Origin of the sequence: Pantoea sp. K16 (assembly GCF_048452805.1) — a bacterium.
Classification (GTDB): domain Bacteria; phylum Pseudomonadota; class Gammaproteobacteria; order Enterobacterales; family Enterobacteriaceae; genus Pantoea; species Pantoea agglomerans.
In genome coordinates this window covers 48,753-74,409 of sequence record NZ_JBLWNV010000017.1, presented here as the reverse complement: position 1 = coordinate 74,409, position 25,657 = coordinate 48,753, and the positions used below count along the sequence as shown (strand labels likewise).

The 25,657-nt window shown below is 56.0% G+C and carries 21 protein-coding genes and 4 tRNA genes; 19 read left to right on the top strand and 6 right to left on the bottom strand.

Translation table 11 applies throughout. From position 1 onward, the window contains the following. Positions 1 to 64: 64 nt before the first annotated feature. Positions 65 to 2,086, top strand: coding sequence for a DNA helicase Rep (rep, locus tag ACK13D_RS19870; RefSeq protein WP_010257384.1), 2,022 nt, complete (start codon positions 65 to 67; stop codon positions 2,084 to 2,086). A gap of 43 nt (positions 2,087 to 2,129) precedes the next feature. Here the strand turns inward: rep and gppA are convergent, their stop codons facing one another. Together gppA and rhlB are read right to left on the bottom strand one after the other, a co-directional pair. Further along, positions 2,130 to 3,614 carry a guanosine-5'-triphosphate,3'-diphosphate diphosphatase gene (gppA, locus tag ACK13D_RS19865; protein ID WP_010671664.1) on the bottom strand — a complete coding sequence of 495 codons (1,485 nt, stop codon included), beginning with the start codon at positions 3,612 to 3,614 and terminating at the stop codon, positions 2,130 to 2,132. A gap of 7 nt (positions 3,615 to 3,621) precedes the next feature. Further along, positions 3,622 to 4,914 (bottom strand): ATP-dependent RNA helicase RhlB, encoded by a 1,293-nt coding sequence (gene rhlB, locus ACK13D_RS19860; RefSeq protein WP_022624852.1) that lies wholly within the window; start codon positions 4,912 to 4,914, stop codon positions 3,622 to 3,624. A gap of 117 nt (positions 4,915 to 5,031) precedes the next feature. On the opposite strand from rhlB, the gene trxA reads away from it, so the two are divergent. From trxA to ACK13D_RS19770, 18 genes are all read left to right on the top strand, one after another. Then, positions 5,032 to 5,364 (top strand): thioredoxin TrxA, encoded by a 333-nt coding sequence (gene trxA / locus ACK13D_RS19855; protein WP_003851963.1) that lies wholly within the window; start codon positions 5,032 to 5,034, stop codon positions 5,362 to 5,364. A gap of 352 nt (positions 5,365 to 5,716) precedes the next feature. Beyond that, on the top strand, positions 5,717 to 6,976 hold the full coding sequence (gene rho, locus ACK13D_RS19850; protein WP_010257369.1) for a transcription termination factor Rho: 1,260 nt from the start codon (positions 5,717 to 5,719) through the stop codon (positions 6,974 to 6,976). A 280-nt stretch (positions 6,977 to 7,256) separates the two neighbouring features. Next, complete coding sequence (wecA, locus tag ACK13D_RS19845; protein WP_022624853.1) at positions 7,257 to 8,342, top strand: UDP-N-acetylglucosamine--undecaprenyl-phosphate N-acetylglucosaminephosphotransferase; 1,086 nt, start codon at positions 7,257 to 7,259, stop codon at positions 8,340 to 8,342. Positions 8,343 to 8,369: 27 nt separating this feature from the next. Next, on the top strand, positions 8,370 to 9,419 hold the full coding sequence (gene wzzE, locus ACK13D_RS19840) for an ECA polysaccharide chain length modulation protein (RefSeq protein WP_010257365.1): 1,050 nt from the start codon (positions 8,370 to 8,372) through the stop codon (positions 9,417 to 9,419). A gap of 10 nt (positions 9,420 to 9,429) precedes the next feature. After that, positions 9,430 to 10,560, top strand: coding sequence for a non-hydrolyzing UDP-N-acetylglucosamine 2-epimerase (gene wecB / locus ACK13D_RS19835; RefSeq protein ID WP_010257363.1), 1,131 nt, complete (start codon positions 9,430 to 9,432; stop codon positions 10,558 to 10,560). Continuing rightward, entirely contained in the window at positions 10,557 to 11,816 is a 1,260-nt protein-coding gene (gene wecC, locus ACK13D_RS19830; RefSeq protein ID WP_010257361.1) for a UDP-N-acetyl-D-mannosamine dehydrogenase, read from the top strand. The genes wecB and wecC overlap by 4 nt, the downstream gene beginning before the upstream one ends. Continuing rightward, on the top strand, positions 11,813 to 12,883 hold the full coding sequence (rffG, locus tag ACK13D_RS19825) for a dTDP-glucose 4,6-dehydratase (RefSeq protein WP_132499520.1): 1,071 nt from the start codon (positions 11,813 to 11,815) through the stop codon (positions 12,881 to 12,883). The genes wecC and rffG overlap by 4 nt, the downstream gene beginning before the upstream one ends. Before the next feature lie 19 nt (positions 12,884 to 12,902). Then, on the top strand, positions 12,903 to 13,784 hold the full coding sequence (rfbA, locus tag ACK13D_RS19820; RefSeq protein WP_010257356.1) for a glucose-1-phosphate thymidylyltransferase RfbA: 882 nt from the start codon (positions 12,903 to 12,905) through the stop codon (positions 13,782 to 13,784). Next, positions 13,762 to 14,469 carry a dTDP-4-amino-4,6-dideoxy-D-galactose acyltransferase gene (gene rffC, locus ACK13D_RS19815; protein WP_060681451.1) on the top strand — a complete coding sequence of 236 codons (708 nt, stop codon included), beginning with the start codon at positions 13,762 to 13,764 and terminating at the stop codon, positions 14,467 to 14,469. The genes rfbA and rffC overlap by 23 nt, the downstream gene beginning before the upstream one ends. Further along, complete coding sequence (gene rffA, locus ACK13D_RS19810) at positions 14,456 to 15,586, top strand: dTDP-4-amino-4,6-dideoxygalactose transaminase (RefSeq protein WP_010671668.1); 1,131 nt, start codon at positions 14,456 to 14,458, stop codon at positions 15,584 to 15,586. Before rffC ends, rffA begins: the two co-directional genes overlap by 14 nt. Then, a complete protein-coding gene (gene wzxE / locus ACK13D_RS19805) occupies positions 15,586 to 16,836 on the top strand; it encodes a lipid III flippase WzxE (protein WP_010257347.1) in 1,251 nt (416 codons plus the stop codon). Before rffA ends, wzxE begins: the two co-directional genes overlap by 1 nt. Then, the gene (locus tag ACK13D_RS19800; protein WP_191920544.1) at positions 16,833 to 17,900 is read left to right on the top strand and encodes a TDP-N-acetylfucosamine:lipid II N-acetylfucosaminyltransferase; all 1,068 of its coding nucleotides are present in this window, start codon (positions 16,833 to 16,835) and stop codon (positions 17,898 to 17,900) included. Before wzxE ends, ACK13D_RS19800 begins: the two co-directional genes overlap by 4 nt. Further along, positions 17,897 to 19,240, top strand: coding sequence for an ECA oligosaccharide polymerase (gene wzyE / locus ACK13D_RS19795; protein ID WP_033767575.1), 1,344 nt, complete (start codon positions 17,897 to 17,899; stop codon positions 19,238 to 19,240). Before ACK13D_RS19800 ends, wzyE begins: the two co-directional genes overlap by 4 nt. Before the next feature lie 25 nt (positions 19,241 to 19,265). Further along, positions 19,266 to 20,006 (top strand): lipopolysaccharide N-acetylmannosaminouronosyltransferase, encoded by a 741-nt coding sequence (gene wecG, locus ACK13D_RS19790; RefSeq protein WP_010671671.1) that lies wholly within the window; start codon positions 19,266 to 19,268, stop codon positions 20,004 to 20,006. A gap of 158 nt (positions 20,007 to 20,164) precedes the next feature. After that, positions 20,165 to 20,241, top strand: a tRNA-Arg gene (locus tag ACK13D_RS19785). A 98-nt stretch (positions 20,242 to 20,339) separates the two neighbouring features. Beyond that, a tRNA-His gene (locus tag ACK13D_RS19780) sits at positions 20,340 to 20,415 on the top strand. A gap of 16 nt (positions 20,416 to 20,431) precedes the next feature. Next, positions 20,432 to 20,518 (top strand) — tRNA-Leu (locus tag ACK13D_RS19775). A gap of 20 nt (positions 20,519 to 20,538) precedes the next feature. After that, positions 20,539 to 20,615: transfer RNA gene (locus tag ACK13D_RS19770), tRNA-Pro, on the top strand. 858 nt (positions 20,616 to 21,473) lie between these two features. Here ACK13D_RS19770 and hemY read toward each other — a convergent pair. From hemY to hemC, 4 genes are read right to left on the bottom strand one after another with little or no spacing between them, the layout of a single operon-like run. Then, on the bottom strand, positions 21,474 to 22,670 hold the full coding sequence (gene hemY / locus ACK13D_RS19765) for a protoheme IX biogenesis protein HemY (protein WP_346455539.1): 1,197 nt from the start codon (positions 22,668 to 22,670) through the stop codon (positions 21,474 to 21,476). 2 nt (positions 22,671 to 22,672) lie between these two features. Further along, positions 22,673 to 23,806: a uroporphyrinogen-III C-methyltransferase gene (gene hemX / locus ACK13D_RS19760; protein ID WP_010257336.1), complete on the bottom strand. Its 1,134-nt coding sequence runs from the start codon at positions 23,804 to 23,806 to the stop codon at positions 22,673 to 22,675. Between the two features lie 25 nt (positions 23,807 to 23,831). Continuing rightward, positions 23,832 to 24,560, bottom strand: coding sequence for a uroporphyrinogen-III synthase (gene hemD, locus ACK13D_RS19755; RefSeq protein ID WP_010671672.1), 729 nt, complete (start codon positions 24,558 to 24,560; stop codon positions 23,832 to 23,834). Next, positions 24,557 to 25,498 (bottom strand): hydroxymethylbilane synthase, encoded by a 942-nt coding sequence (gene hemC / locus ACK13D_RS19750; protein WP_033780891.1) that lies wholly within the window; start codon positions 25,496 to 25,498, stop codon positions 24,557 to 24,559. Before hemC ends, hemD begins: the two co-directional genes overlap by 4 nt. Positions 25,499 to 25,657 lie beyond the last annotated feature (159 nt).

Genomic DNA, 25,657 nt, shown 5'->3' with positions numbered 1-25,657 from the left:
GGTTGTGTATAATTGCCGCCCAGTATAAACCCCTTTCTTTTGATTCAATCAGGCGATTTCTCCTATGCGTTTAAACCCCAGCCAACAACGTGCCGTCGAATTTGTTACCGGTCCCTGTCTGGTGCTGGCGGGCGCGGGATCGGGCAAAACCCGCGTGATTACCAATAAAATCGCCCATCTGATCCGTGAATGCGGCTATCAGGCGCGCCACATCGCCGCGGTGACCTTTACCAATAAAGCCTCGCGCGAAATGAAAGAGCGTGTGGCGCAGACGCTGGGCCGCAAAGAGGCGCGCGGTCTGCTCATCTCCACCTTCCATACGCTGGGGCTGGAGATCATCAAACGCGAAACCGCGGCGCTGGGCATGAAGTCAAACTTCTCGCTGTTCGACGATCAGGATCAGCTCGCCCTGCTGAAAGAGCTGACAAAAGAGTGGCTGGAAGAGGATAAGACGCTGCTACAGCAGCTCATCTCCACCATCTCGAACTGGAAAAATGATCTGATCGATCCGCAGGGCGCCGCCGCGCTGGCGCGATCGCAGCAGGATAATATTTTTGCTCACTGCTACGCCCTCTACAGCCAGCATCTTAAGTCGTGCAACGTGCTCGATTTCGACGATTTGATTCTGCTGCCGACGCTGCTGCTGCAGCGTAATCAGGAGGTGCGTGAACGCTGGCAGCAGCGTATCCGCTATCTGCTGGTGGATGAGTATCAGGATACCAACACCAGCCAGTATGAACTGGTTAAGCTGCTGGTGGGCGCGCGGGCGCGCTTCACGGTGGTGGGCGATGATGATCAGTCTATCTACTCCTGGCGCGGCGCACGCCCGCAGAATCTGGTGCTGCTGAATCAGGATTTCCCGGCGCTGGAGGTGGTGAAGCTGGAGCAGAACTACCGCTCTTCGCAGCGCATACTGAAAGCGGCAAATATCCTGATTGCCAATAACCCGCACGTCTTTGAGAAGCGGCTCTTTTCGGAGCTGGGGCAGGGCAGCGAGCTGAAGGTGCTCACTGCCAACAGCGAAGAGCATGAAGCGGAGCGGGTCACTGGCGAGCTCATCGCGCATCACTTTATCAACCGGACGCAGTACAAAGATTACGCGATTCTTTATCGTGGTAACCATCAGTCCCGGACCTTTGAAAAGTTTCTGATGCAGAACCGCATCCCTTATCGCATCTCTGGCGGTACTTCGTTCTTCTCACGGCCCGAGATCAAAGATCTGCTCGCCTATCTGCGCGTGCTGACCAATCCTGAGGATGACAGCGCGTTTCTGCGCATCGTCAATACGCCGCGCCGTGAGATTGGCCCGGCTACGCTGCAGAAGCTCGGTGAGTGGGCCAACCTGCGCAGCAAGAGCCTGTTTAACGCCAGTTTTGATGTCGGTCTGGGGCAGACGCTGAGTGGCCGCGGTCTGGAGCATCTGCAGCGGTTTACCCACTGGCTGAATGAGATTATCCAGCTGACCGAACGTGAGCCGGTGAACGCGGTGCGTGATTTGATTCGCGGCATCGACTACGAAAGCTGGCTGTTCGAAACCTCCGGCAGCCCGAAAGCCGCAGAGATGCGGATGAAGAACGTCAACACGCTGTTTCAGTGGATGACCGAAATGCTTGAGGGCAGCGATATTGATGAGCCGATGACGCTGGCGCAGGTGGTGACGCGCTTTACCCTGCGCGACATGATGGAGCGCGGTGAAAGCGATGAAGAGCTGGATCAGGTGCAGCTGATGACGCTGCACGCCTCCAAAGGGCTGGAGTTCCCCTATGTGTTCCTGGTGGGCATGGAGGAGGGGCTGTTACCGCATCAGAGCAGTATCGATGAAAATAATATCGAAGAGGAGCGTCGCCTGGCCTACGTGGGGATCACACGGGCACAGAAAGAGCTGACCTTTACCCTGTGTCGCGAACGCCGGCAATATGGCGAATTAATCCGGCCGGAGCCGAGCCGTTTTCTGCTGGAACTGCCGCAGGACGATCTGCAATGGGAAACTGAGCGCAAAGTGGTCAGTGCGGAGGAGCGGATGAAAACCGGTCAGAGCCGGGTGGCCGGTCTGAGAGCGATGCTGGATAAGGCGAAAAAGAGTTAAACCAGTGCAGGAGGCGAAGGAGATTCGCCTCACGCGACGGCAATTACGACAGGGTTAATAACCAGTGGACGTAAGACTGATAATGGCTTTCCTGCTCCAGCAGCTCACTGCGCAACGGATGGGCCTCCAGCCAGCCCGCGGGCAGGGTCAGATGCAGGGCATCATCGTCTGCCTGTAGCCGCACCGCAGGCAGGGTGTCATCGCGACGGCGGGTGGAGAAAATAATCGCCAGCCGCAGCAGACGGCACATCCGTTCCGCCAGCCGCGGCGGCAGGGCGTTCTGCTGAGTCAGCAAAGCCAGATCGATGCTGCCGCTCTGGTTTTGCAGTAAACAGGCCAGTAGCTTCTTCTGTGCCGGTGTGAAACCAGGAAGATCGAGGTGACGCACCAGATACGCCGCATGCTGCGGCGCATGACGGAAGTCAACGCTCAGGCCGATTTCGTGGATCGCGCAGGCGCTGAGCAGCAACTCACGACAGCGCTGATCCAGCTTCCACAACGTGGAAACCTGACGGAAAAAGCTCTCCGCCAGCTGACGCACGCGATCCGCCTGCTCGACATCAATGCTGAAACGGCGCTGGACGTTATGCAGCGTACGGGTTCGGATATCCCGGTCGATGGGCAGATGCAGCATGCCGTAGACCAGTCCTTCACGCAGTGCGCCGCCCGCCAGCGTCATGCTATCGATACTGAGCTCCTGGAAGATGGCGATCAGAATCGACAGGCCGCTGGGGAACACCAGCGCCCGCTCCAGCGTCAGCCCTTCGATTTCCAGCTCTTCCAGTTTGCCGCACTGAATGGCGCGCTGCTTCAGTTGCTGCAGCTTATTCAGCGTGATGCGCTCATCCATGCCCTGCGCCACCATGATCTCCTGCAGCGCCTGAACCGTGCCAGAGGCACCAACGCAGGCCTGCCAGCCCTGCTCACGCAGTTGCGCTGCAATGGGCTGGATCATCTCACGTGCCGCCAGCTCGGCCTGGTCAAAGTTCTCCTTTGCCAGATGACGATCGCTGAAGAAGCGCTCCAGCCACGTCACACAGCCCATCGACAGACTGAACAACACCGACGCGTGCGATCCATCGCCGGTGGCCAGCTCGGTGCTGCCGCCGCCGATATCGACCACTAAACGCTGGTCGGAACCGCCGGTGGTGTGGGCCACGCCCTGATAAATCAGGCGCGCCTCTTCTTCACCGCTGATGACGTTGATGGTACAGCCAAGGATCTGTTGGGCGGTGTCGAGGAAGGTCTGCGCATTGGCAGCCAGACGCAGCGTGGCGGTCGCCACCACGCGGATCTGATCGGGGGGAATATCCTGCAGTTGTTCAGAGAACAGTCTGAGGCATTGCCAGCCTCGCGACATCGCGTCGGCTGACAACAGGTTATTTTTATCCAGACCGGCAGCAAGGCGAACCTTGCGCTTAATTTTTGCAACGGTCTGGATACTGCCAGAGACCTCGCGCACCACCAACATATGAAAGCTGTTAGACCCTAAATCAATCGCTGCATAAAGTGACGATGCGCTTAGCATGGTGGCCTTAACCTGAACGTTTACGGTTGTTGTTGCGTGGAGCACCGCGACGATTGGCGTTATTCCCTCCGCGACGTGGGCCATTGCCGGAACGGCTGCGTTGCAGACGCTTAGGCGGTGGTAAATCCGTTAACAACGCTTCGCTGCTGTACTTGCTGACCGGGATGCTGTGGCCGATGTACTCTTCAATTGAAGGCAGATTCAGCGCGTATTCTTCACAGGCCAGGCTGATTGAATGACCGCTGGCGCCTGCACGACCGGTACGGCCAATACGGTGAACGTAATCTTCACAGTCGTCTGGCAGATCGTAGTTAAAGACGTGGGTAACAGCCGGGATGTGCAGACCGCGAGCAGCCACGTCAGTGGCGACCAGAATATCCACATCACCTTTGGTGAAGTCATCCAGAATGCGCAGGCGCTTCTTCTGAGCAACGTCGCCGGTCAGCAGGCCGACACGATGTCCATCGGCAGCCAGGTGGCCCCAGATATCTTCACAGCGGTGCTTGGTGTTGGCGAAAATAATGGCGCGATCGGGCCACTCTTCTTCCAGCAGGGTCTGCAACAGGCGCATTTTCTCTTCGTTAGACGGATAGAAAAGCTCTTCCTGAATGCGATGGCCGGTTTTCTGTTCCGGTTCCACTTCCACATATTCAGCACTGTTCATGTGCTCAAACGCCAGTTCACGGACGCGGTAGGAGAGGGTCGCCGAGAACAGCATGCTCAGACGCTGAGTCGCCGGCGGCATGCGACGGAACAGCCAGCGAATATCTTTAATAAAGCCGAGATCAAACATGCGATCGGCTTCGTCCAGCACCATGACCTGAATAGCACCGAGGTTGACGTGATTCTGTTTCGCGTAGTCGATCAGGCGACCGGTGGTAGCCACCAGAATATCAACGCCCTGCTCCAGCACTTTCAGCTGTTTGTCATAACCGTCTCCGCCATAGGCGAGACCCAGTTTCAGGCCGGTTGAGGCGGTAAGGGGTTCTGCATCTGCATGAATCTGCACAGCAAGTTCACGCGTCGGCGCAAGAATTAATGCCCGTGGCTGGTTAACCTGACGACCTTCCGCCGCAGGATGAGAGAGAAGATGATGAAACGTTGACGTCAGAAACGCCATCGTTTTGCCGGTACCGGTTTGCGCCTGGCCTGCAACATCACGCCCTGAAAGCGTAAAAGGCAGAGCTAACGCCTGAATCGGCGTGCAGTATTGAAAGCCTTTAGTATCAAGGGCTTCCACCACTTTTGGGTGCAGGGCGAAGTCGGAAAACTTCTGTTCAGTTAAGTGTGTTTTGCTCATAGTGTGGTAGAATATCAGCTTACTATCGCTTTACGAAAGCGTATCCGATGAAATAAAGTCAACCAACATTGGTATATTTTACGCCAATTCGCCAGGCATAATCTTGTGGAGTAAAACATGAGCAGCGATAAAATCGTTCATCTGACTGATGACAGTTTCGACACCGACGTGCTGAAAGCCGACGGCGTTACACTGGTAGATTTCTGGGCTGAATGGTGCGGTCCTTGCAAAATGATCGCGCCAATCCTTGATGAAGTTGCAGAAGAGTATGATGGCAAGCTGACCATCGCTAAGCTGAATATTGATGATAACCCAGGCACGGCACCGAAGTATGGCATTCGTGGTATCCCGACGCTGCTGCTGTTTAAAAATGGCGAAGTCGCCGCGACCAAAGTGGGCGCGCTGTCTAAAGGCCAGCTGAAAGAGTTCCTGAACGCCAATCTGGCGTAATTCAGGGCTGAATGTCCGGCAGTGGTGAATTTATCTCCTGCTGCTGGACGTTCGCTTTCAGGCGTGCTAATTTACCAGCACTGCATTACGAACTTACCTTGTAGTTAGCATCTAAAAGTTTTCCCTTGTTGAACCCTGTCGCCCTGTACCTTATAAAGATAGAACGGTTCAGCAATCTTACGGTTAGCTCCAACTCTGGCATCACATTCGGACATCTCCCTGCATACCGATCGCCATTCCATACGATGATCGTCAGGAAGAGCCGAAAAGAGCCATTAACGGCATGGATTAGTTGCCATACCATTCACGACAAACATTCCGAGTATTACCCCGAGTTTAAGAACCCATCACTATGAATCTTACCGAATTAAAGAATACGCCGGTTGCTGAGCTGGTTACTCTCGGCGAAAATATGGGACTGGAAAACCAGGCTCGTATGCGCAAGCAGGACATTATCTTTTCAATCCTGAAGCAGCACGCGAAAAGCGGCGAAGACATCTTCGGTGATGGCGTGCTGGAGATCCTTCAGGATGGATTTGGATTCCTCCGTTCCGGAGACAGCTCCTACCTCGCCGGCCCTGATGATATCTACGTTTCCCCTAGTCAAATCCGCCGCTTCAACCTCCGCACTGGTGACACCATCTCTGGCAAAATCCGTCCACCGAAAGAGGGTGAACGTTATTTTGCGCTGCTGAAAGTTAACGAAGTTAACTACGACAAGCCGGAAAATGCGCGTAATAAGATTCTGTTCGAAAACCTCACGCCGCTGCACGCAAATAAACGTCTGCGCATGGAGCGGGGTAATGGCTCAACGGAAGATTTAACCGCTCGCGTACTCGATCTGGCATCGCCAATTGGTCGTGGCCAGCGTGGTCTGATTGTTGCACCACCGAAAGCCGGTAAAACCATGCTGCTGCAGAACATCGCGCAGAGCCTGGCGCACAACTATCCGGACTGTACCCTGATGGTACTGCTGATCGATGAGCGCCCGGAAGAAGTCACCGAGATGCAGCGTCTGGTGAAAGGCGAAGTTATCGCCTCAACCTTCGATGAGCCAGCTTCACGCCACGTTCAGGTTGCTGAAATGGTGATTGAAAAGGCCAAGCGTCTGGTTGAGCACAAAAAAGATGTCATCATCCTGCTCGACTCCATTACACGTCTGGCACGTGCTTACAACACCGTGGTTCCTGCTTCAGGTAAAGTCCTGACCGGTGGTGTGGATGCCAACGCCCTGCATCGTCCAAAGCGTTTCTTTGGTGCTGCACGTAACGTGGAAGAGGGCGGTAGCCTGACCATCATCGCGACCGCGCTGGTTGATACCGGTTCGAAGATGGATGAAGTGATTTACGAAGAGTTTAAAGGTACCGGTAACATGGAACTGCATCTCGCCCGTAAAATCGCTGAAAAACGCGTCTTCCCGGCGATTGATTACAACCGCTCTGGTACGCGTAAAGAAGAGCTGCTCACCTCTCAGGAAGAGCTGCAGAAGATGTGGATCCTGCGTAAGATTATTCACCCGATGGGCGAAATCGACGCAATGGAATTCCTAATCAACAAGCTGGCGATGACCAAAACTAATGATGAATTCTTCGATATGATGAAGCGTTCTTAATCCGATACTGCCTGGCCGAACCACAGATTCGGCTTTTTTAGTCCAGATGCGCAGAAAATCGACCTCACGCCACGTCTCAACGTGGCGTTTTTCATTTGTGAGCTATAGGATTGAACACTGGCAGGAGCATTTATAATGACTGTGGTAGCGATGGCGAACTTTTGACCGTTCGTCTGTCTCTTTATGCAGAATTCGGAATCCGACACAGCGATAGGCGCGTTTTTTCGCGTATTGTTGTGCGGGATGTTAGCTGAGAGCGTTTAACGTGAATTTACTCACTATGAGTACTGAGCTTGGTTTAATTTTTCTCTTTTCCCTGGCTTTCCTCTTTTTTGCTCGAAAAGCAGCTAAAAAAATTGGTTTAGTTGATAAGCCTAACTCACGTAAACGCCATCATGGCGCGATTCCGTTGGTGGGCGGCATTTCTGTGTTCGCAGGTATCTGCTTTACGTTTGCCATTACCAACTACTATCTGCCTCACGCGCTGCTCTATCTGGGCTGCGCCGGTGTTCTGGTGCTGGTTGGCGCACTGGATGACCGTTTCGATATCAGCGTCAAGATCCGCGCGGTGGTGCAGGCGATTGTCGCACTGGTGATGATGTTTGGCGCAAAACTCTATCTGCTTAGCCTGGGCTTTATCGTCGGCCCGTTCGAGCTTATCGTGGGGCCCTTCGGCTATGTGCTGACGCTGTTTGCCGTCTGGGCCGCGATCAACGCCTTTAATATGGTGGATGGGATCGACGGTCTGCTGGGCGGACTCTCCTCGGTCACCTTCGCCGCCATGGGGATCATCCTCTACTTCGACGGCCAGACCAGCCTCGCGATGTGGTGTTTTGCGATGATTGCCGCCACGCTGCCCTATATCCTGCTTAACCTCGGCTTCCTTGGCCGTCGCTTCAAAGTCTTTATGGGCGATGCCGGCAGCACCATGATCGGGTTCACCATTATCTGGATTCTGCTGGAAACGACGCAGGGTCTGAGCCATCCCATCACGCCCGTTACTGCACTGTGGCTTATTGCCATTCCTCTGATGGATATGGTGGCGATTATGTATCGTCGCCTGCGTAAAGGCATGAGTCCGTTCTCGGCTGACCGTCAGCACATCCACCATCTGATTATGCGTGCCGGCTTTACCTCCCGTCAGGCCTTTGTACTGATTACCGTTGCGGCGGCTATTCTCGCCGGTATCGGTGTGCTGGGCGAATATCTGGCATTTATCCCGGAGTGGGTGATGCTGCTGCTATTCCTGGGCGCGTTTATGGTTTACGGCTACTGCCTCAAACATGCGTGGCGCGTGGCGCGACGTGTCCGCCGCATTAAGCGCCGTCTGAGCCATCATCGCGAAGCAAAAAACAAATTACCCTGAAAAGAGCTGATAAAGGATACCTCTGCCATGCCTTCTGACGTTGTGGACAACGAACTGGATATTCGCAGCTTTTGCTGCCGTTTATGGCGTGGCAAGCGCTGGATTATCGGGCTGGCGCTGCTGTTTGCTCTGGTCGCCTGGCTGGCCACGCTGCTGCTGAAACAGGTCTGGAGCACCACGGCGATCACCGATCGTCCGACGGTGAACATGCTGGGTTCTTACTATGCGCAGCAGCAATTCCTGACCAATCTGGATGTGCGCAACAACGCCTTAACCCTGGCCGCACCTTCACCTACGGTGATGGATCAGGTTTATCAGGAGTTCACCATGCAACTCGCCTCCTGGGATACACGTCGTGAGTTCTGGCAGCAAACGGATTATTACAAGAGTCGTAAAACCGGCAATGCGCATAATGATGCCGCGCTGCTCGACGATATGATCGGCAATATCCTGTTCACGCCCGCTGACGCGGCACATAACCTGCCCGATAACGTCAAACTGAAAGCGGAAACCGCTGGCGACGCCAATAATCTGCTGCGTCAGTACATCGCCTATGCCAGTGAGCGCGCCGCGCGTCATCTGAATGATGAGCTAAAAGGTGCCTGGCGGGCGCGTACCGACCAGTTGCAGGCGCAGGTGAAACGTCAGGAAGATGTGGCTAATGCGGTGTTTCAGCGCCAGCAGCATCGGCTGGAGCAGGCGCTGAAGATCGCCAGCCAGCAGGGCATCAATGAGAAACAGACGCGTGAAGCGGGTGAAAATCTGGCAGACAGCGACCTGTTCCTGCTGGGCCAGCCCGTTTTACAGGGACAGCTGGATACGCTGCGCGCTACCGGTCCGGAGTTTGATATCAGCTATGATCAGAACAGAGCAATGCTGACCACGCTGCAGACCGGGCCAAAACTGAACAGCCAGTTCCAGACCTACCGTTATCTGCGTACGCCGGAAGAGCCGGTATCACGTGACAGTCCGCGACGTCTGTTCATGATGATTATGTGGGGTGCCATTGGGGCATTAACAGGCGCGGGAGTGGCGCTGGCACGTCGTCCGCGTCTGATGTCAGACACGCATGAGTGAGAGAAACAGTGTGAAAGTTCTGACGGTATTTGGTACTCGTCCCGAAGCGATCAAAATGGCACCGCTGGTTCAGGCGCTGGCGCAGGATCCCGCTTTCGAATCGCGACTGTGCGTCACCGCACAGCATCGCGAAATGCTCGATCAGGTGCTGCGCCTGTTCAAGCTGCAGCCGGACTATGATCTCAATATTATGCGTCCCGAGCAGGGGCTGACCGAGATCACCTGCCGCATTTTAGAGGGCATGAAAACCGTCCTGCTCGACTTCAAACCGGACATCGTGCTGGTGCATGGTGACACCACCACCACACTGGCGGCGAGCCTGGCGGCATTTTATCATCAGATTCCGGTCGGGCATGTGGAGGCCGGTCTGCGTACCGGCGATCTCGCCTCGCCATGGCCGGAAGAGGGTAACCGTAAACTTACCGGTCATCTTGCCCATCTGCATTTCACCCCCACCTCCCGATCGCGTCAGAATCTGTTGCAGGAAAATCTGCCCGATGCGCGCATTATCGTGACCGGCAATACGGTCATTGATGCGCTGCTGTGGGTTCGCGACAGGGTGCTGGATGACAGCAATCTGAATGCACAACTGGCGGCGCGCTATCCGTTTCTCGACCCGGATAAGAAACTGGTGCTGGTCACCGGACATCGTCGCGAAAGCTTTGGTGGCGGCTTTGAACGTATCTGCAGCGCGCTGGCGCAGATTGCCCGCCAGCATCCCGAGGCGCAGATTGTCTATCCGGTGCACCTTAATCCCAATGTCAGCGAGCCGGTAAACCGGATTCTCAGCGGCATTGAGAATATCATTCTGATTGAACCGCAGGAGTATCTGCCTTTTGTCTGGCTGATGAACCGCGCCTGGCTCATCCTCACTGACTCCGGTGGCATTCAGGAGGAAGCGCCTTCGCTGGGTAAACCGGTGCTGGTGATGCGTGACACCACCGAGCGGCCTGAAGCGGTCGACGCCGGCACCGTCAAACTGGTGGGGACCGATATCGCCCGAATCGTGGCGGAGGTCAGCAGCTTGCTGACTGACGACGCTGCCTGGCAGGCGATGAGCCACGCCCATAATCCGTATGGCGATGGCAAAGCCTGTGGTCGTATTTTACAAGCCTTAAAAGATAACCGAGCCGAATTATGAGTTTTGAAACCATCTCCGTGATTGGACTGGGATACATTGGGCTGCCGACGGCAGCCGTTTTTGCCTCAAAGGGAAAAAAAGTGGTGGGCGTGGATATTAATGCGCGCGCCGTTGAAACCATCAATCGTGGCGCGATCCATATCGTGGAACCCGATTTAGATCAGGTGGTGCATGCGGCTGTTACGCGTGGCGATCTGCGCGCCACCACGCAGCCGGAAGCCGCCGACGCTTTTCTTATCGCCGTACCGACCCCTTTTAAAGATGAGCATCAGCCCGATCTGCGCTTTGTGAAAGCCGCGGCGGAGTCGATTGCGCCGGTACTGAAAAAGGGCGACCTGGTGATTCTGGAGTCGACCTCACCGGTGGGCAGCACCGAACAGATGGCCGACTGGCTGGCGGCGGCGCGTCCCGACCTGCGCTTTCCTCAGCACGGTGATACGCCCGATATTTTTGTGGCCTACTGTCCGGAGCGCGTGCTGCCTGGTCAGGTGATGGTTGAGCTGATTAACAACGACCGGGTGATTGGCGGCATGACGCCAGCCTGTTCCGCCCGCGCCAGCGAGCTTTATCGGCTGTTTTTAAAAGGCGAATGCGTTGAAACCAACGCCCGAACCGCCGAGATGTGTAAGCTGACAGAAAACAGCTTCCGTGACGTGAATATCGCCTTTGCCAATGAGCTGTCGCTGATTTGTGCCGATCAGGGGATTAACGTCTGGGAGCTGATTGCGCTGGCGAATCGCCATCCGCGCGTCAACATTCTGCAGCCGGGCCCAGGCGTCGGCGGTCACTGTATCGCCGTCGATCCCTGGTTCATCGTGGCGCAGAATCCTGAATTAGCCCGCCTGATCCGCACCGCGCGCGAGGTCAATGACGCCAAGCCGCAGTGGGTGCTGGACCAGGTGAAAACCGCGCTGGCGGACTGCCTGACACAGACCGGCAAGCGCGCCAGCGATATCACCATCGCCTGCTTTGGCCTGGCCTTTAAACCCAATATTGACGACCTGCGCGAAAGCCCGGCGGTGGGCGTGGCACAGAAAATTGCAGAGTGGCACAGCGGCACTACCTGGGTGGTTGAACCCCATATTGAGCAGCTTGCTGACGCACTGGCCGACAAAGCCGTGCTGGTCTCTGCCGGGCAGGCGCTGGAACAGGCCGATATTCTGGTGATGCTGGTCGATCACCGTGCCTTCCGCGCCATTGATGGCGCCAGCGTTCAGCAGAACTGGATTGTCGACACCAAAGGTGTGTGGCGATGAGGCGTTTTCTGATCACGGGCGGTGCCGGGTTTATCGGTTCTGCACTGGTGCGCTTTCTGATCGCAGAAACCGAACATCAGGTGGTGGTGGTCGATAAACTCAGCTACGCCGGAAATCTGGCGTCACTCGCCAGCGTTGCCGACTCGCCCCGCTTTCATTTTGAGCAGGTCGATATCTGCGATCGCCCGGCACTTGATCAGGTGTTTGCCCGTCATCAGCCAGACTGTGTGATGCATCTTGCGGCTGAAAGCCATGTGGATCGTTCGATTGACGGGCCGGTAGCCTTTATCGAGACCAATATTGTCGGGACTTATCAGTTGCTGGAAGCCGCGCGTTTTTACTGGCAAAACCTGGATGACGCGCGCAAAACCGCCTTTCTGTTCCACCATATCTCGACCGATGAAGTCTTTGGCGATCTGCACGACAGCCAGGGTTACTTCACCGAAACCACACCCTATGCGCCAAGCAGTCCTTACGCCGCCAGCAAGGCCAGCAGCGACCATTTAGTGCGGGCCTGGCTGCGAACTTACGGTCTGCCCACGCTGGTCACCAACTGTTCAAATAACTACGGCCCCTGCCATTTCCCGGAGAAGCTGATCCCGCTGACCATCATCAATGCGCTGGCCGGGAAAGCCTTACCGGTTTACGGCAACGGACAGCAGATTCGTGACTGGCTCTACGTCGAAGATCACGCCCGCGCACTCTATCAGGTGGTCAGCCATGGCAAGCCAGGCGAAACTTATAATATTGGCGGCCATAACGAGCGACGCAATATTGAGGTGGTTGAAACTATCTGCAGCCTGCTTGAAGAGCTGGCCGCAGAGCAGAAACCTGCCGGGCTGGCGCATTACCGCGACCTGATTACCTATGTCACTGACCGCCCCGGTCACGATCAGCGCTATGCCATTGATGCCAGTAAAATCGCGCATGAACTTGGCTGGGTACCGCAGGAAACCTTTGAAAGCGGCATGCGTAAAACCGTGGCATGGTATCTGGCCAATCCCACCTGGTGGCAGGCTATTCTGGATGGCCGCTATCAGGGCGAACGCCTTGGCTTATCGCAATAAACCCGCGTAAGGAGCAGCGATGAAAGGCATCATTTTAGCGGGAGGGTCGGGCACGCGGTTACACCCGATAACCCGTGCAGTATCAAAGCAACTTCTGCCGGTTTACGACAAACCGATGATCTACTATCCGCTCTCCGTGCTGATGCTGGCGGGTATTCGCGACATCCTGTTAATTACCACGCCGGAAGACCGGGCGCAGTTTGAACGGCTGCTGGGCGATGGCAGTGAATTTGGGATACGCCTTAGCTATGCGGTGCAGCCAAGTCCCGATGGGCTGGCGCAGGCCTTTATCATCGGCGAATCCTTTATCGGCGAGGATAATTGCTGCCTGGTTCTGGGTGATAACCTCTATTTTGGCCAGGGCTTCAGCCCCAAGCTCCGGAAAGTTGTTGAACAGAATCGTGGCGCAACGGTGTTCGGCTATCAGGTCATGGACCCGGAACGTTTCGGCGTGGTGGAGTTTGACGATAACTTCAAGGCGATCTCGATTGAAGAGAAACCACAGCAGCCGAAATCGCGCTGGGCAGTAACCGGGCTCTATTTTTATGACAATCAGGTTATTGAATTCGCGAAACAGGTGAAACCCTCAGCGCGGGGCGAGCTGGAAATCACGGCCATTAACCAGATGTATCTGGAGCGTGGTGAGCTGACGGTCGAACTGCTGGGACGAGGTTTTGCCTGGCTGGATACTGGCACGCACGACAGCCTGGTGGAAGCCAGCATGTTTGTGCAGACGGTGGAAAAACGTCAGGGCTTCAAAATTGCCTGCCTGGAAGAGATTGCCTGGCGCAACAGCTGGCTGAGTGATGACCAGCTGCGGGCCGCGGGTGAAGCGCTGACAAAAACCGGCTACGGCCAATACCTGCTGGATTTATTACATGCCCGTCCACGTCAATATTAATCCCCTTAGCTGGGAGAGCGCATTCTTCGGTGTTGATACCGTGCGGCTGGAGCCGCAAGGTGACATCCCGCTGGAACAGGCGCTGCGTCATCCCTGTGCGCTGATGCAGATGAAAGTCGCTGCCAGCGAGACGGCACTGATTGATACGCTGCAGCAGCATCAGTTCCGGCTGGCAGAAGGCGAAGCAGATCTGACGCTGGCGCTGAAACAGACTGAACGGCAGGCGGGAATTCGCATTGCGCGCGAAGCCCAGATCCCGCTACTGCGCGATGCTGCCTCACAGCTCTTCAGCCAGAGTCGTTTTCGCGCGCCCTGGTATGCGCCGGACGCCAGCGGACGCTTCTATGCGCAGTGGATTGAAAATGCGGTACGCGGGGCGTTTGACGATCAGTGTCTGGTGGCAAGCGATGCCGCGGGTCAGCTGCAGGGATTTGTTTCGCTGCGCGCGGTGGATGGCGATGCCCGCATTGGCCTGCTGGGCGTACTGCCCGACGCGCAGGGCCAGGGGCTGGGTCAGCGACTGATGCTGGCGGCGGCAGACTGGGCGCGGGTACGACAGCTGGCTCAGCTTCGGGTTGCTACCCAGCTCAGCAATCTCACGGCAATGCGCCTCTATTTACGCAGCGGTGCCCGGCTCGACAGCACCGCGTACTGGTTTTACAGGAAAGGTCATGATTCCATTTAATGCGCCCCCGATTGTGGGCACAGAAATTGAGTATATGCAGTCGGCGATGAACAGCGGCAAGCTGTGCGGCGATGGTGGATTTACCCGTCGCTGTCAGCAGTGGATGGAGCAGCGGTTTGGCAGCAAAAAAGTGCTGCTGACCCCCTCCTGTACCGCTTCGCTGGAGATGGCGGCGCTGTTAATCGATCTGCAGCCCGGCGATGAAGTGATTATGCCGAGCTACACCTTTGTCTCTACCGCCAACGCCTTTGTGCTGCGCGGCGCCCGCATTGTGTTTGTCGATGTGCGCCCGGACACCATGAACATTGATGAAACGCTGATCGAAGCGGCCATCACTGAAAAAACCCGCGCCATTGTGCCGGTGCATTACGCAGGCGTGGCCTGTGAAATGGACACCATTATGGCGCTGGCGGCAAAGCATAAGCTGTTTGTGATTGAAGATGCGGCGCAGGGCGTGATGTCACGCTACAAAGGTCGTGCGCTCGGCACCATCGGTCATATTGGCTGCTTCAGTTTCCACGAAACCAAGAACTACACCGCCGGCGGCGAAGGTGGCGCGACGCTCATTAACGACGCCAGTCTGGTCGAGCGCGCCGAGATCGTGCGGGAAAAAGGCACCAACCGCAGCCAGTTCTTCCGGGGTCAGGTCGATAAATACACCTGGCGCGATATGGGATCGAGCTATCTGATGGCCGATCTGCAGGCAGCCTATCTCTGGGCGCAGCTGGAAGCCGCTGAACGTATTAACCAGCAGCGGTTACGCATCTGGCAGCGTTATTACGATGCGCTGCAGCCGCTGGCGGCTCAGGGACGCATCAGCCTGCCGGTGATCCCCGCCAGCTGTGAACACAATGCGCACATGTTCTACATCAAACTGCGCGATCAGGACGATCGTCAGGCGCTGATAAACTGGATGAAAGAAGCCGAGATACTGACGGTGTTTCACTATATTCCGCTGCACAGTTCGCCCGCCGGTGAGCGGTTCTCGCAGTTTGTCGGCGACGATCGCTTTACCACGCGGGAAAGTGAACGCCTGCTGCGTCTGCCGCTGTTTTATAACCTGTCGGATAACAATCAGAGCACGGTTATCAGCTCACTGCTGAGCTTCTTTTCCTGATGTCATTAGCCAGAGCCTCAGTGTGGACCGCATCGTCCACGCTGGTAAAAATTGTGGCCGGCCTGCTGGTCGTCAAACTGCTGGCGGTCAGCTTCGGACCCGAGGGTGTCGGCCAGGCGGGGAACTTCCGTCAGTTGATCACCGTGCTGGGCGTGCTGGCGGGCGCAGGCATCTTTAATGGCGTCACCACCTATGTGGCGCAGTATCAGCAGCAGCCCGAACAGTTGCGGGCGATGGTGGGCACGGCATCAACCATGGTACTGGGCTTTTCCGGTGTGCTGGCGCTGCTGTTTCTGCTGGCGGCGGCACCCATCAGCATCGCGCTGTTTGGTCACGACCGCTATCAGGGCGTCATCCGCGTGGTGGCCTTTCTTCAGCTCGGCATCGCCTGGGCCAACTTTACCCTTGCACTGCTGAAGGGCTATCGCGACGCGCGCGGTAATGCGCTGGCGCTGATTCTCGGCAGCCTGATTGGCGTGGCAGGCTATCTGCTCTGCTGGTGGCTGGGTGGCTATCAGGGTGCGCTGACCGGGCTGGCGCTGGTACCGGCTTTGCTGCTGCTGCCTGCACTCCTGATGCTGAAACGCCGTGCGCCGCTGCCGCTTAGCTGGCTGCGACCGCAATGGCATCCTGAGCTGGCCCGTAATCTGGCAAAATATACGCTGATGGCGCTGATCACCGCCGTGACCCTGCCGGTCGCCTGGGTGCTGATGCGTAATCTGCTGGCGGAGCAGCAGGGCTGGGCACAGGTCGGATTGTGGCAGGGCGTCACCAGCATTTCCGATGCCTATCTGCAATTTATTACCGCGACGTTTAGCGTCTGGCTGCTGCCGACGCTGGCGCGGCTGGATAACAAACGTGACATCGCGCGCGAGATTGGCCGTGCACTGCGCTTTGTCCTGCCCGCCGTAGCGGTTGCCAGCCTGGGTGTCTGGGTACTGCGCGATTTCGCCATCAGCCTGCTGTTCTCTGAAGCGTTTCGCGGGATGCGCGATCTCTTTGTCTGGCAGCTGTGCGGCGATGTTTTTAAGGTCGGCGCCTATGTTTTCGGATATCTGGTTATCGCCAAAGCCTCGCTGCGCTTTTATGTTCTGACTGAGATCAGCCAGTTTCTGTTGCTGACCCTGTTTTCACGCTGGTTGATCCCGTTACATGGCGCGACGGGTGCGGCGCAGGCCTATATGTTTACCTATATGGCTTACTTTGCCCTGTGTTGTGGCGCTTTTATTGTTTACTGCCGGAAAAAATGACTTTAATTCACGTTTTGGGATCGGACATTCCCCACCACAATCTTACGGTGCTGCGCTTTTTCAACGACGTACTCAGCGTTGAGCAGCCTGCGGCTGCGCCACGCCATTTTATGGTGGTGACGCAGCAGCCCGAGAGCCTGGCGCCGTTCAGTGCGTTGCAGATCGAGTGCTTTACCAGCAAGAAAGCGCTGGCGCAGGCGGTACTGCAGCGGGCCAGAAATCGTCAGCAGCGTTTTTTCTGCCACGGACAGTTTAACCCGTGGATCTGGCTGGCGTTACTCAGCGGTAAGCTGCGTCGTTCACAGCTCTTCTGGCACGTCTGGGGTGCCGATCTTTATGAAGATTCGCGCAGCCTGAAGTTCCGCCTGTTCTATCTGGTCCGCCGGATAGCGCAGGGACGGGTTGCACAAGTTTTTGCGACCCGTGGCGACCTGCATCACTACCAGCAGCGCCATCGGCGCGTACCCGGTTCACTGCTCTATTTTCCCACCAGAATGCCCGCCGCAGCCGTTGAATCTGTCCCGTCGGAGCCTTTTACGCTGTTGCTGGGCAACTCGGGCGATCCGAGTAACCGACACATCGAAGGCTTAAAAGCGATTCACGCGCAGTTTGGCGAGCAGGTGCGTATCGAGGTCCCTTTGGGCTATCCGCCAGGTAATGAGGCTTATATCAGCCAGATTAAGGCCGCTGCCGATGCGCTGTTCCCGAACGGGCAGGTGAATCTGATGCGTGAAAACCTGGCGTTTGATGATTACTTAGCCCTGCTGGCGCGCTGCCATGTCGGCTATTTTATGTTTGAACGTCAGCAAGGGGTGGGAACACTCTGCCTGCTGATTCAGGCCAACGTGCCGTTTGTCCTGACCCGCAAAAATCCATTCTGGCGTGATGTGGCAGAGCAGCAGCTTCCGGTATTGTTCAGCGAAGATACGCTGTCGCCTGCGGTGATCGCCGAGGCACGTCGTCAGCTGATAAGCTGTGATAAACAGGCTATCGCCTTTTTTGCGCCGGGTTATCTGGCGGGCTGGCGAGCCGCGTTACAGCTCAGCGAAGGGGAGTTGTCATGAGTCTTATGCAGTTTGGCGGCCTGCTGGTGGTCTATCTGCTGTCGCTGGTTTTTATTCTGACCCTGACCTGGCGGGAGTTTAAGCGCGTCCGTTTTAACTTTCATCTGTTCTTCACGCTGCTGTTCTTACTGACCTTTTACTTCGGCTTCCCGCTGACCTCCGTGCTGGTGTTTCGCTTTAATGTTGAAGTGGTGCCGGTTGAGAACCTGCTGGAGGCGCTGCTGTCGGCCACGGCGTTTTACGCCATTTATTACGTCAGCTATAAAGTGCGGCTGAAACCCGCCAGCGCGTCTCCGGCGAAGCCCTGGCTGCAGATGAATCGCGTCGAAACCCATCTGACCTGCGTGATCCTGGCGCTGGTGGCGCTGGGTACGGTGACGGTGTTCTTCATTCATAACGGTTTTCTGCTGTTCCGCCTGACTGCCTATAACCAGATTTTCTCCAGTGAAGTGTCGGGTGTAGCGCTTAAGCGCTTCTTCTATTTCTTTATTCCGGCGATGCTGATCCCCTACTTTTTGAGCCCGACGCGCCGCAACTGGCTGCTGTTCCTGGTGGTGACCGTTGCCTTTGGTTTACTGACCTACGCGCTGGTGGGTGGTACCCGCGCCAATATCATTATTGCGTTTGCCCTGTTCCTGTTTATCGGGATTACCCGTGGCTGGATCACTTTGTGGATGCTGGCAACGGCGGGCGTGCTGGCGATTGCAGGAATGTTCTGGCTGGCACTGCGCCGCTATAACCTCGACGTTATGGGCGATGAAGCGTTTTATACTTTCCTCTATCTGACGCGTGATACCTTCTCGCCGTGGGAGAATCTCGCCTTGCTGCTGGATAACTACGCCAGAATTGAGTTTCAGGGGCTGGCACCGCTGTGGCGTGATTTCTACGTTTTCATTCCGACCTGGCTCTGGCCGGATCGGCCGCTGGCAGTGTTAAACAGTGCTAACTACTTTACCTGGGAAGTGCTGAACAACCATTCTGGCCTGGCGATTTCACCCACGCTGATAGGGTCGCTGGTGGTGATGGGCGGCGTCTGGGCGATTCCGATCGGTGCGGTCGCGGTAGGGATGATTATAAAAGCCTTTGATGCAATCTATCAGCGTGGCTGCCTAGAGACCAACCGTTACACCGGCGCCATCCTGCAAAGCTTCTGTTTTGGCGCGGTCTTTAACATGATCGTGCTGGCACGCGAAGGCCTTGATGCGTTCGGTTCACGCGTGGTGTTTTTCTGCATCATTTTTGCTGCCTGTCTGGGCATGGCTAAATTACTTTTCTGGTTACTGGATCGCGCAGGTTTGATTCGCGACCGCAGCAGGCGGGTGTTGCACAGCCCGCTCTGAGTAGCCTCTGGGATTGACGGAAGATATGACAAAGTTAACTGAGACGCCGCAGTACCGGATTCGCGGCGTTGAGTTGTATGGCTTCGAAAACATGCCGTCGGCGGTGAATTTTCTGATGCCGCCGCACAGCGTACGCAGCGGTATTTTAGTGGCGATTAATGCGGAGAAGATCCTGACCGCTGAGCGGGATGAGGGATTACGCACGCTGTTAGCGCAGGCGGAGTATGCGTACGCCGATGGCATCAGCATTGTGCGCTCGATTCGTAAAAAGTATCCACACGCGTCGGTGCAGCGCATTGCGGGTGCTGATTTATGGGAAGCGCTGATGGAACGCGCCGGGCGGGAAGGGACGCCTGTATTTCTTATCGGCGGTCGTCAGCAGGTGCTGGATGAAACCTGCGATAAGCTACGTCGTCAGTGGAATGTGAATATTGTCGGGGCGCAGGACGGCTATTTTGCGCCAGCCGATCAGGATGCGCTGTTTGCCCGGATTGCGGCCAGCGGCGCGAAGCTGGTGACTGTAGCGCTGGGGTCGCCCCGTCAGGAGCTGTTGATGCTGGCGTGCCGTGCGCACTGGCCTGATGCGCTCTATATGGGCGTGGGTGGAACGTACGATGTTTTCACCGGCCATGTGAAGCGAGCGCCTGAGATCTGGCAGCGGTTGGGGCTGGAGTGGCTCTATCGTCTGATTCGGCAGCCTGGCCGCCTGCGCCGGCAATTAAAACTGCTTAAATATTTGCGCTATCACTGGCGTGGCGATCTCTGATATTGCTGATAAATGCCGCATTTTTACGCGTTGTGAGAGTGGAAATGCACTATTTGTCGACAAAATGCACAAAGCGTAATCAAACGCGTCTTTTTATTTAAAAAGCACTAGACACGATGGGCGCTTATCTCTAGTATGCACATCCGCAACGGCGCTACGCGCCCGTAGCTCAGCTGGATAGAGCGCTGCCCTCCGGAGGCAGAGGTCTCAGGTTCGAATCCTGTCGGGCGCGCCATATCGTTTGTGCGCATGAGCTTCGGTGGTTGATTTACCGCGGTTGGCAGTAGAGATTTAAATGCTGCAGGTTTTTAACTTGTGACATTAAGTATTGTGGTGGCTATAGCTCAGTTGGTAGAGCCCTGGATTGTGATTCCAGTTGTCGTGGGTTCGAGTCCCATTAGCCACCCCAGATTTTGCTGGGAAACGCGAAGGTGGCGGAATTGGTAGACGCGCTAGCTTCAGGTGTTAGTGTCTTAACGGACGTGAGGGTTCAAGTCCCTCTCTTCGCACCAGGCAAAACAGTTAAAAAAATCGGCGAGTAGCGCAGCTTGGTAGCGCAACTGGTTTGGGACCAGTGGGTCGGAGGTTCGAATCCTCTCTCGCCGACCATTTTAGAAACCTGTCTGAAAAGACAGGTTTTTTTTCGTCTGCAGAAAAGAGGATGAGGACCTCCGAAGGAGGTTTGAGCCGGGGCGCATGCTGTGGAACAACGTAGCGGTGAGTTCGAGCCTGCGAAGGGAATACGGTCAGATCGGAAAGGCGCTAATGCCATCCATGGCCGCTCGGCCCGCGCCGTCCCTGGCGCGGGACGCTTTCCTCCTCTGACCGTATTCCCTGCGCGTTAAGCATCTTCATTGCTGTAAACCCTAGCCCGCACAGCGGTGAGAGCGGCCAGCGTGTGAGCTTATCCGTTGCAACCAGAGTTACTAGGCTTTGATTCCTTTCGCAATATAAGCAGGAGCAACAGCGTCGTGAATTGCCGACAAATAAGTCATTGTTATTGTTGATTTCACAGAGAGATTTGCCTTGCTGTCTCCATTCAGAGACAGAGAAAATGCCAGCTGTCGCTGGATACCGACATTTCCCGACAGGCCTGTTGAATGAAGCTTTGAGCTAATTCTTTAACATGCTGATTTATTGTGATTTTAAAAATAATCATAAACCTGGCATGGCTTGTGCAATACTTCTGCTGTAGATGCTCATTCCACCTCTTATGTCTGCTGATGCTACATAAACCTGGGAATGATGCAGAGCCAATTTTAGGTACCTGTTGTCTGCCTGCCTGTATCGCGAAAGTCTTATAGGGTTAACAGACACCACGTTGAGTCAGGTACCTCCCGGTTGTCTTACCGACCTGATCTTACACCTGCCACTGGCAGGTGTTTTTTTTGCCTGCGAAAGCGTGCTGGCAGATTGCGGGCACAAAAAAGCCGGGCAAGCCCGGCTTTATCAGGTATGAAAAGAGGATCAGGCGTTGGGATTGTTCTTCAAGGTGAGCAACAACCCTTCACGACGCATCTTCGCCGCTTCTTCCGGGCGACGCAGACGATCATAAACATCCGCCAGCCATGCATAATCAAACGCGTCAGGACGCTGTGCCAGCGCCTGCTGCAGTGCCTCAGCAGCCTGCTGCCATTCACCATGACGCATCAGCAACTGCCCCAGCGTACTGTGCAGCAGCGGTGTTGCGCCGTGTTGTTTGATTTGCTGGCGCAATACTTTCTCCAGCGCTTCCGGACTACCGCTTTTGATGCGAGGCATCAGCAGTACCAGACGATCGTCATAATGACGCTTGAGGCCCTCCAGCACGATCGATTGCGCGGTGTCGTGATCGTTGCATTCAATCAAATGATCCGCCATGGCCACCTGCAGCGTCGTTTCCTGACGGGTTTTGCGGCTCAGATCGTTCCACCAGCGCTTCAGCCCATCGCTGCCCTGGTCAGCCATCGCCTGATTCATCAGACCCAGCCAGGCTTGCTGCTGTAATGCATCACGATGCAGCTCATCGCCGACCTGCGCCTTCTGCATGGCAGGCAGAATATCCAGCAATGCACTCCAGGCACCAGTACGGACATACGCCTGTTCGGCCAGGCGCAGCACTTCAGGATGACGCGGTGCCACTTCCAGCAGACGGTCAATGCTATGACGCGCAGCATGATCTTCGTTACGTGCCAGCTGAATACGTGCGCGGGCAATTTCTACCGGAATGGTGTTGCTCTCCGACAGCTCTGCAGCACGTTCAAGATGCTGATTGGCACGGATTTCATCACCACGCTGTTGCGCAGCTTCTGCTGCCAGCAGGTAGTTCGCCACCGGCACATCAGCGTGATCGGCATCTTTAGAAAGCAGTTTTTCCACCTGACGGTGATCGCCTTCTGCCAGCTTCATCAGCGCCGACTGAGTATGACGCTGGGCGCGACGGCGTTTACGTCCGGTAAACCAGCCACGGGTACGCGCGCCGGTGTGCAGCACGCGGCGCAGCAGCCATTCCACGGCCAGAATCACCAGCAGGCTGAGGATGAGGATAATGACCAGGCCGGTGACGCTGGTTTCGATGTTCCAGTTATCGGTCTGAATCAGCACGTAACCCTGATGACCGGCAATCATCGGTCCCAGCACCACGCCAGCAATCAGCAGGATAAAGAGGATAAATACCTTAAGCATGCTTAGCCTCCCTGCTGATTAGCAGCGGCAGAAGGTTGCGCTAACAGGTTCCGGACGCGGGTCTGCATCAGCTGTTCCAGCAACGGCTGACTTTCCAGGTTATCCGGCAGATCCATATTGATGTTCTGCTGGCTCAGCTCATCCAGCTGGGCAAGGAAGGCTTTGGTAGCGGCATCATTGGTGTCGTACCAGGCGCGAACCCACGCGGACACGGTGTCGATAGATTGTTTATAAATCTCATCCTGATGACGCGGTACCGCCTGAGCAGCAATCAGCAGACGCGAGCGGATATTCTCACGCAGGTAAACATCCTGATTAGGTGCCAGCAGGGGCTGGGCGGTGTTATCGCGGCGGCGGATGGTAATAAAATCATCCATAAAGTTATGCCAGCTTTTCACCAGATTCTGACGCCATTCGCGCACGGAACCTGACAGTTCACCGCCATCGCTGTCCATCGGCGCATCATCGCTGTCATTATCGGCCAGACGCAGATTATCAACGTTGTTCGACAACTGGTTCAGTTTGAGGATCACGCCGTCATAATCGACCTGCGTAACCGAAGAGAGGTTACTGATATCCTGGGTCAGCGCACGACGCACATTCATGACGCTGGGATCGTTCATGTCGGCCAGGCTGGCATCGGCGCTTTTCAGCAGAGCAGCGGCGGTGGTGACATCCTGGTCGCTCCAGAGTTTGCGGCCAGCCAGTTTCACCAGATAGTCCGCCTGTGCCAGCAACCAGCTGCGCACGTCGTTGCCAGAAATCACGGCCACTTTTTCACGCAGGGTTTCCAGCTCTTTTGCTGACGCGTTCTGCTGTGTCTGGGCTGTCTGCAACGCGGTTTCGGCGCCGCTCAGTTGCTGAGTCAGCTGCTGTTTGTCGCTGCTGGCCTGCTGTTGCAACGCGCTTAATTGTTCGCTCAGCTTCTGATTGGTTTGTGCCTGTAAATCAGCCTGATGTTTCCCGTTAAGGTATAAACCCGCACCAATCGCCAGCGCAATCACAATCGCAACTGCACCCAGCACCATGCCACCATTTTTCGCATTACGCGGTGGTGTGCTGTTGCTGGAAGGAGAGCGGTCGACCGCTGGGGTGGTTTCTTCAACCATGGCGGAGGAGTCTTTTTGTTCCGTCATATGTGGCACATCCCATTGTTAAAGTTCAGCGTAACGCGCGCAGCAGCGCATCGTTATCGGCACCATCGGCTACCTGAATATCCTGCCAACCCAATCCTGCGGCCAGGGTAGCCAAACGTTCACTGACGACAACCAGTCGGCAGTTGAGCAGCCATTCCTCGCGATCAACTGCGGGGAACAGCGAAAAAAGCTGTTGTAACATTTCACCGCTGGTCACCACCAGCACGGAGACACCGCGATCGCGCCAGCGGCGTCCCTCAACGGGTCCATCATAATACTTCTGGCAGCGCTGATAACAGGCTGCAAACGACACCTCAGCACCTCGCCGGGTTAACGTCTGAGCCAGCAACTCACGTCCGGGATCGCCACGCAGGATCAGCGCACGTTTACCCGCAACCTGCTGAAGGGTATTCAGCTGGATCAATTCTTCACTGGTTTCATGTGCATGAGGCCAGGTTACCTGCTGTCCGCTGGCGGTATGAAACGCCAGGGCGGTGCTGCGACCAATTGCATAATAGTCCAGCTCAGCGGGCCATGCTGTGACGGTGTGTTGTGCGTAATGTATAACCTGCTGAGAAAGGATAAAAACCAGGTCGCCAGGGCGAAGTGCGGCGAGCTTTTGTGGCAGAGAGGTGAGATCAGCGCCCGGCGCAAATTCTATCAGCGGCAGGCTCCACGCCTGTTTGCCAAGGGCATGCAGGCGTGACACCAGCTCTGCCGCTGCGGGTTCCGGGCGCGTCACCAGAATGGTCATGCCGGCGGCTGCCCCTGGTAAACTTCTTTCAGGATTTCACGCGCGCCGCCATTCAGCAGTTCATCGGCCAGTGAAATACCCATCTGTTCAGCCTGAGCGCGGGGACCACGACGTTCGCCGCTGACCATGACCCGGCCATCCGGTGCGCCAACCATGCCGCGCAGCCAGAGGTCATCGCCTTCCAGCACCGCGAAACTGCCGATTGGCACCTGGCAGCCACCCTCTAAACGGGTATTCATGGCGCGCTCCGCTCTGACACAGACTTCGGTATCATCGTGATTCAGCGCCTGCAACAGGCCAATTAAGGTGGTGTCGTCCAGACGGCATTCAATGCCGACCGCACCCTGACCCACGGCGGGCAGGGAAACTTCGGCAGGCATCGCCTGACGAATGCGATCTTCCAGTCCCAGGCGTTTCAGCCCGGCGACAGCAAGAATAATCGCGTCATACTCTCCGGCATCAAGCTTGCCGAGGCGGGTGCCGACATTGCCCCGCAGCGAGCGGATAACCAGGTCCGGACGGCGCGCACTAATCTGGCACTGACGGCGCAGGCTGGACGTGCCGACAATGGCACCCTGTGGCAGCGCGTCAATAGAGTCATAATGATGAGAAACGAACGCATCGCGCGGATCATCGCGCTCGCAGATGGTTACCAGGCCCAGACCTTCCGGGAAATTGACCGGCACATCCTTCATCGAGTGCACCGCCATATCGGCACGGCCATCCTGCATCGCCAGCTCAAGCTCTTTGACAAACAGCCCTTTGCCCCCCACTTTTGCCAGCGGCGTATCAAGGATGATGTCACCTTTCGTGACCATAGGCACCAGCTCAACGCGCAGTCCCGGATGGGCACTCATGAGTCGTTGCTGTACATAATGTGCCTGCCATAATGCGAGCGGGCTTTGTCTTGTAGCAATTCTGAAAATTTTGTCTAACATGCTGTTAACCATTTTTATCGTTCACTGAATATCCTATCATCTCTGGGTGAAGACTGTCAGTTTCAACGGATTGAAAACGGCCTGCGTGCGGTTTCAGGCCGGTTTATTAAGCCATAACGTGGGAACCAGAGCTGAAAAGGCGGGAAGCTGGTAAGAACG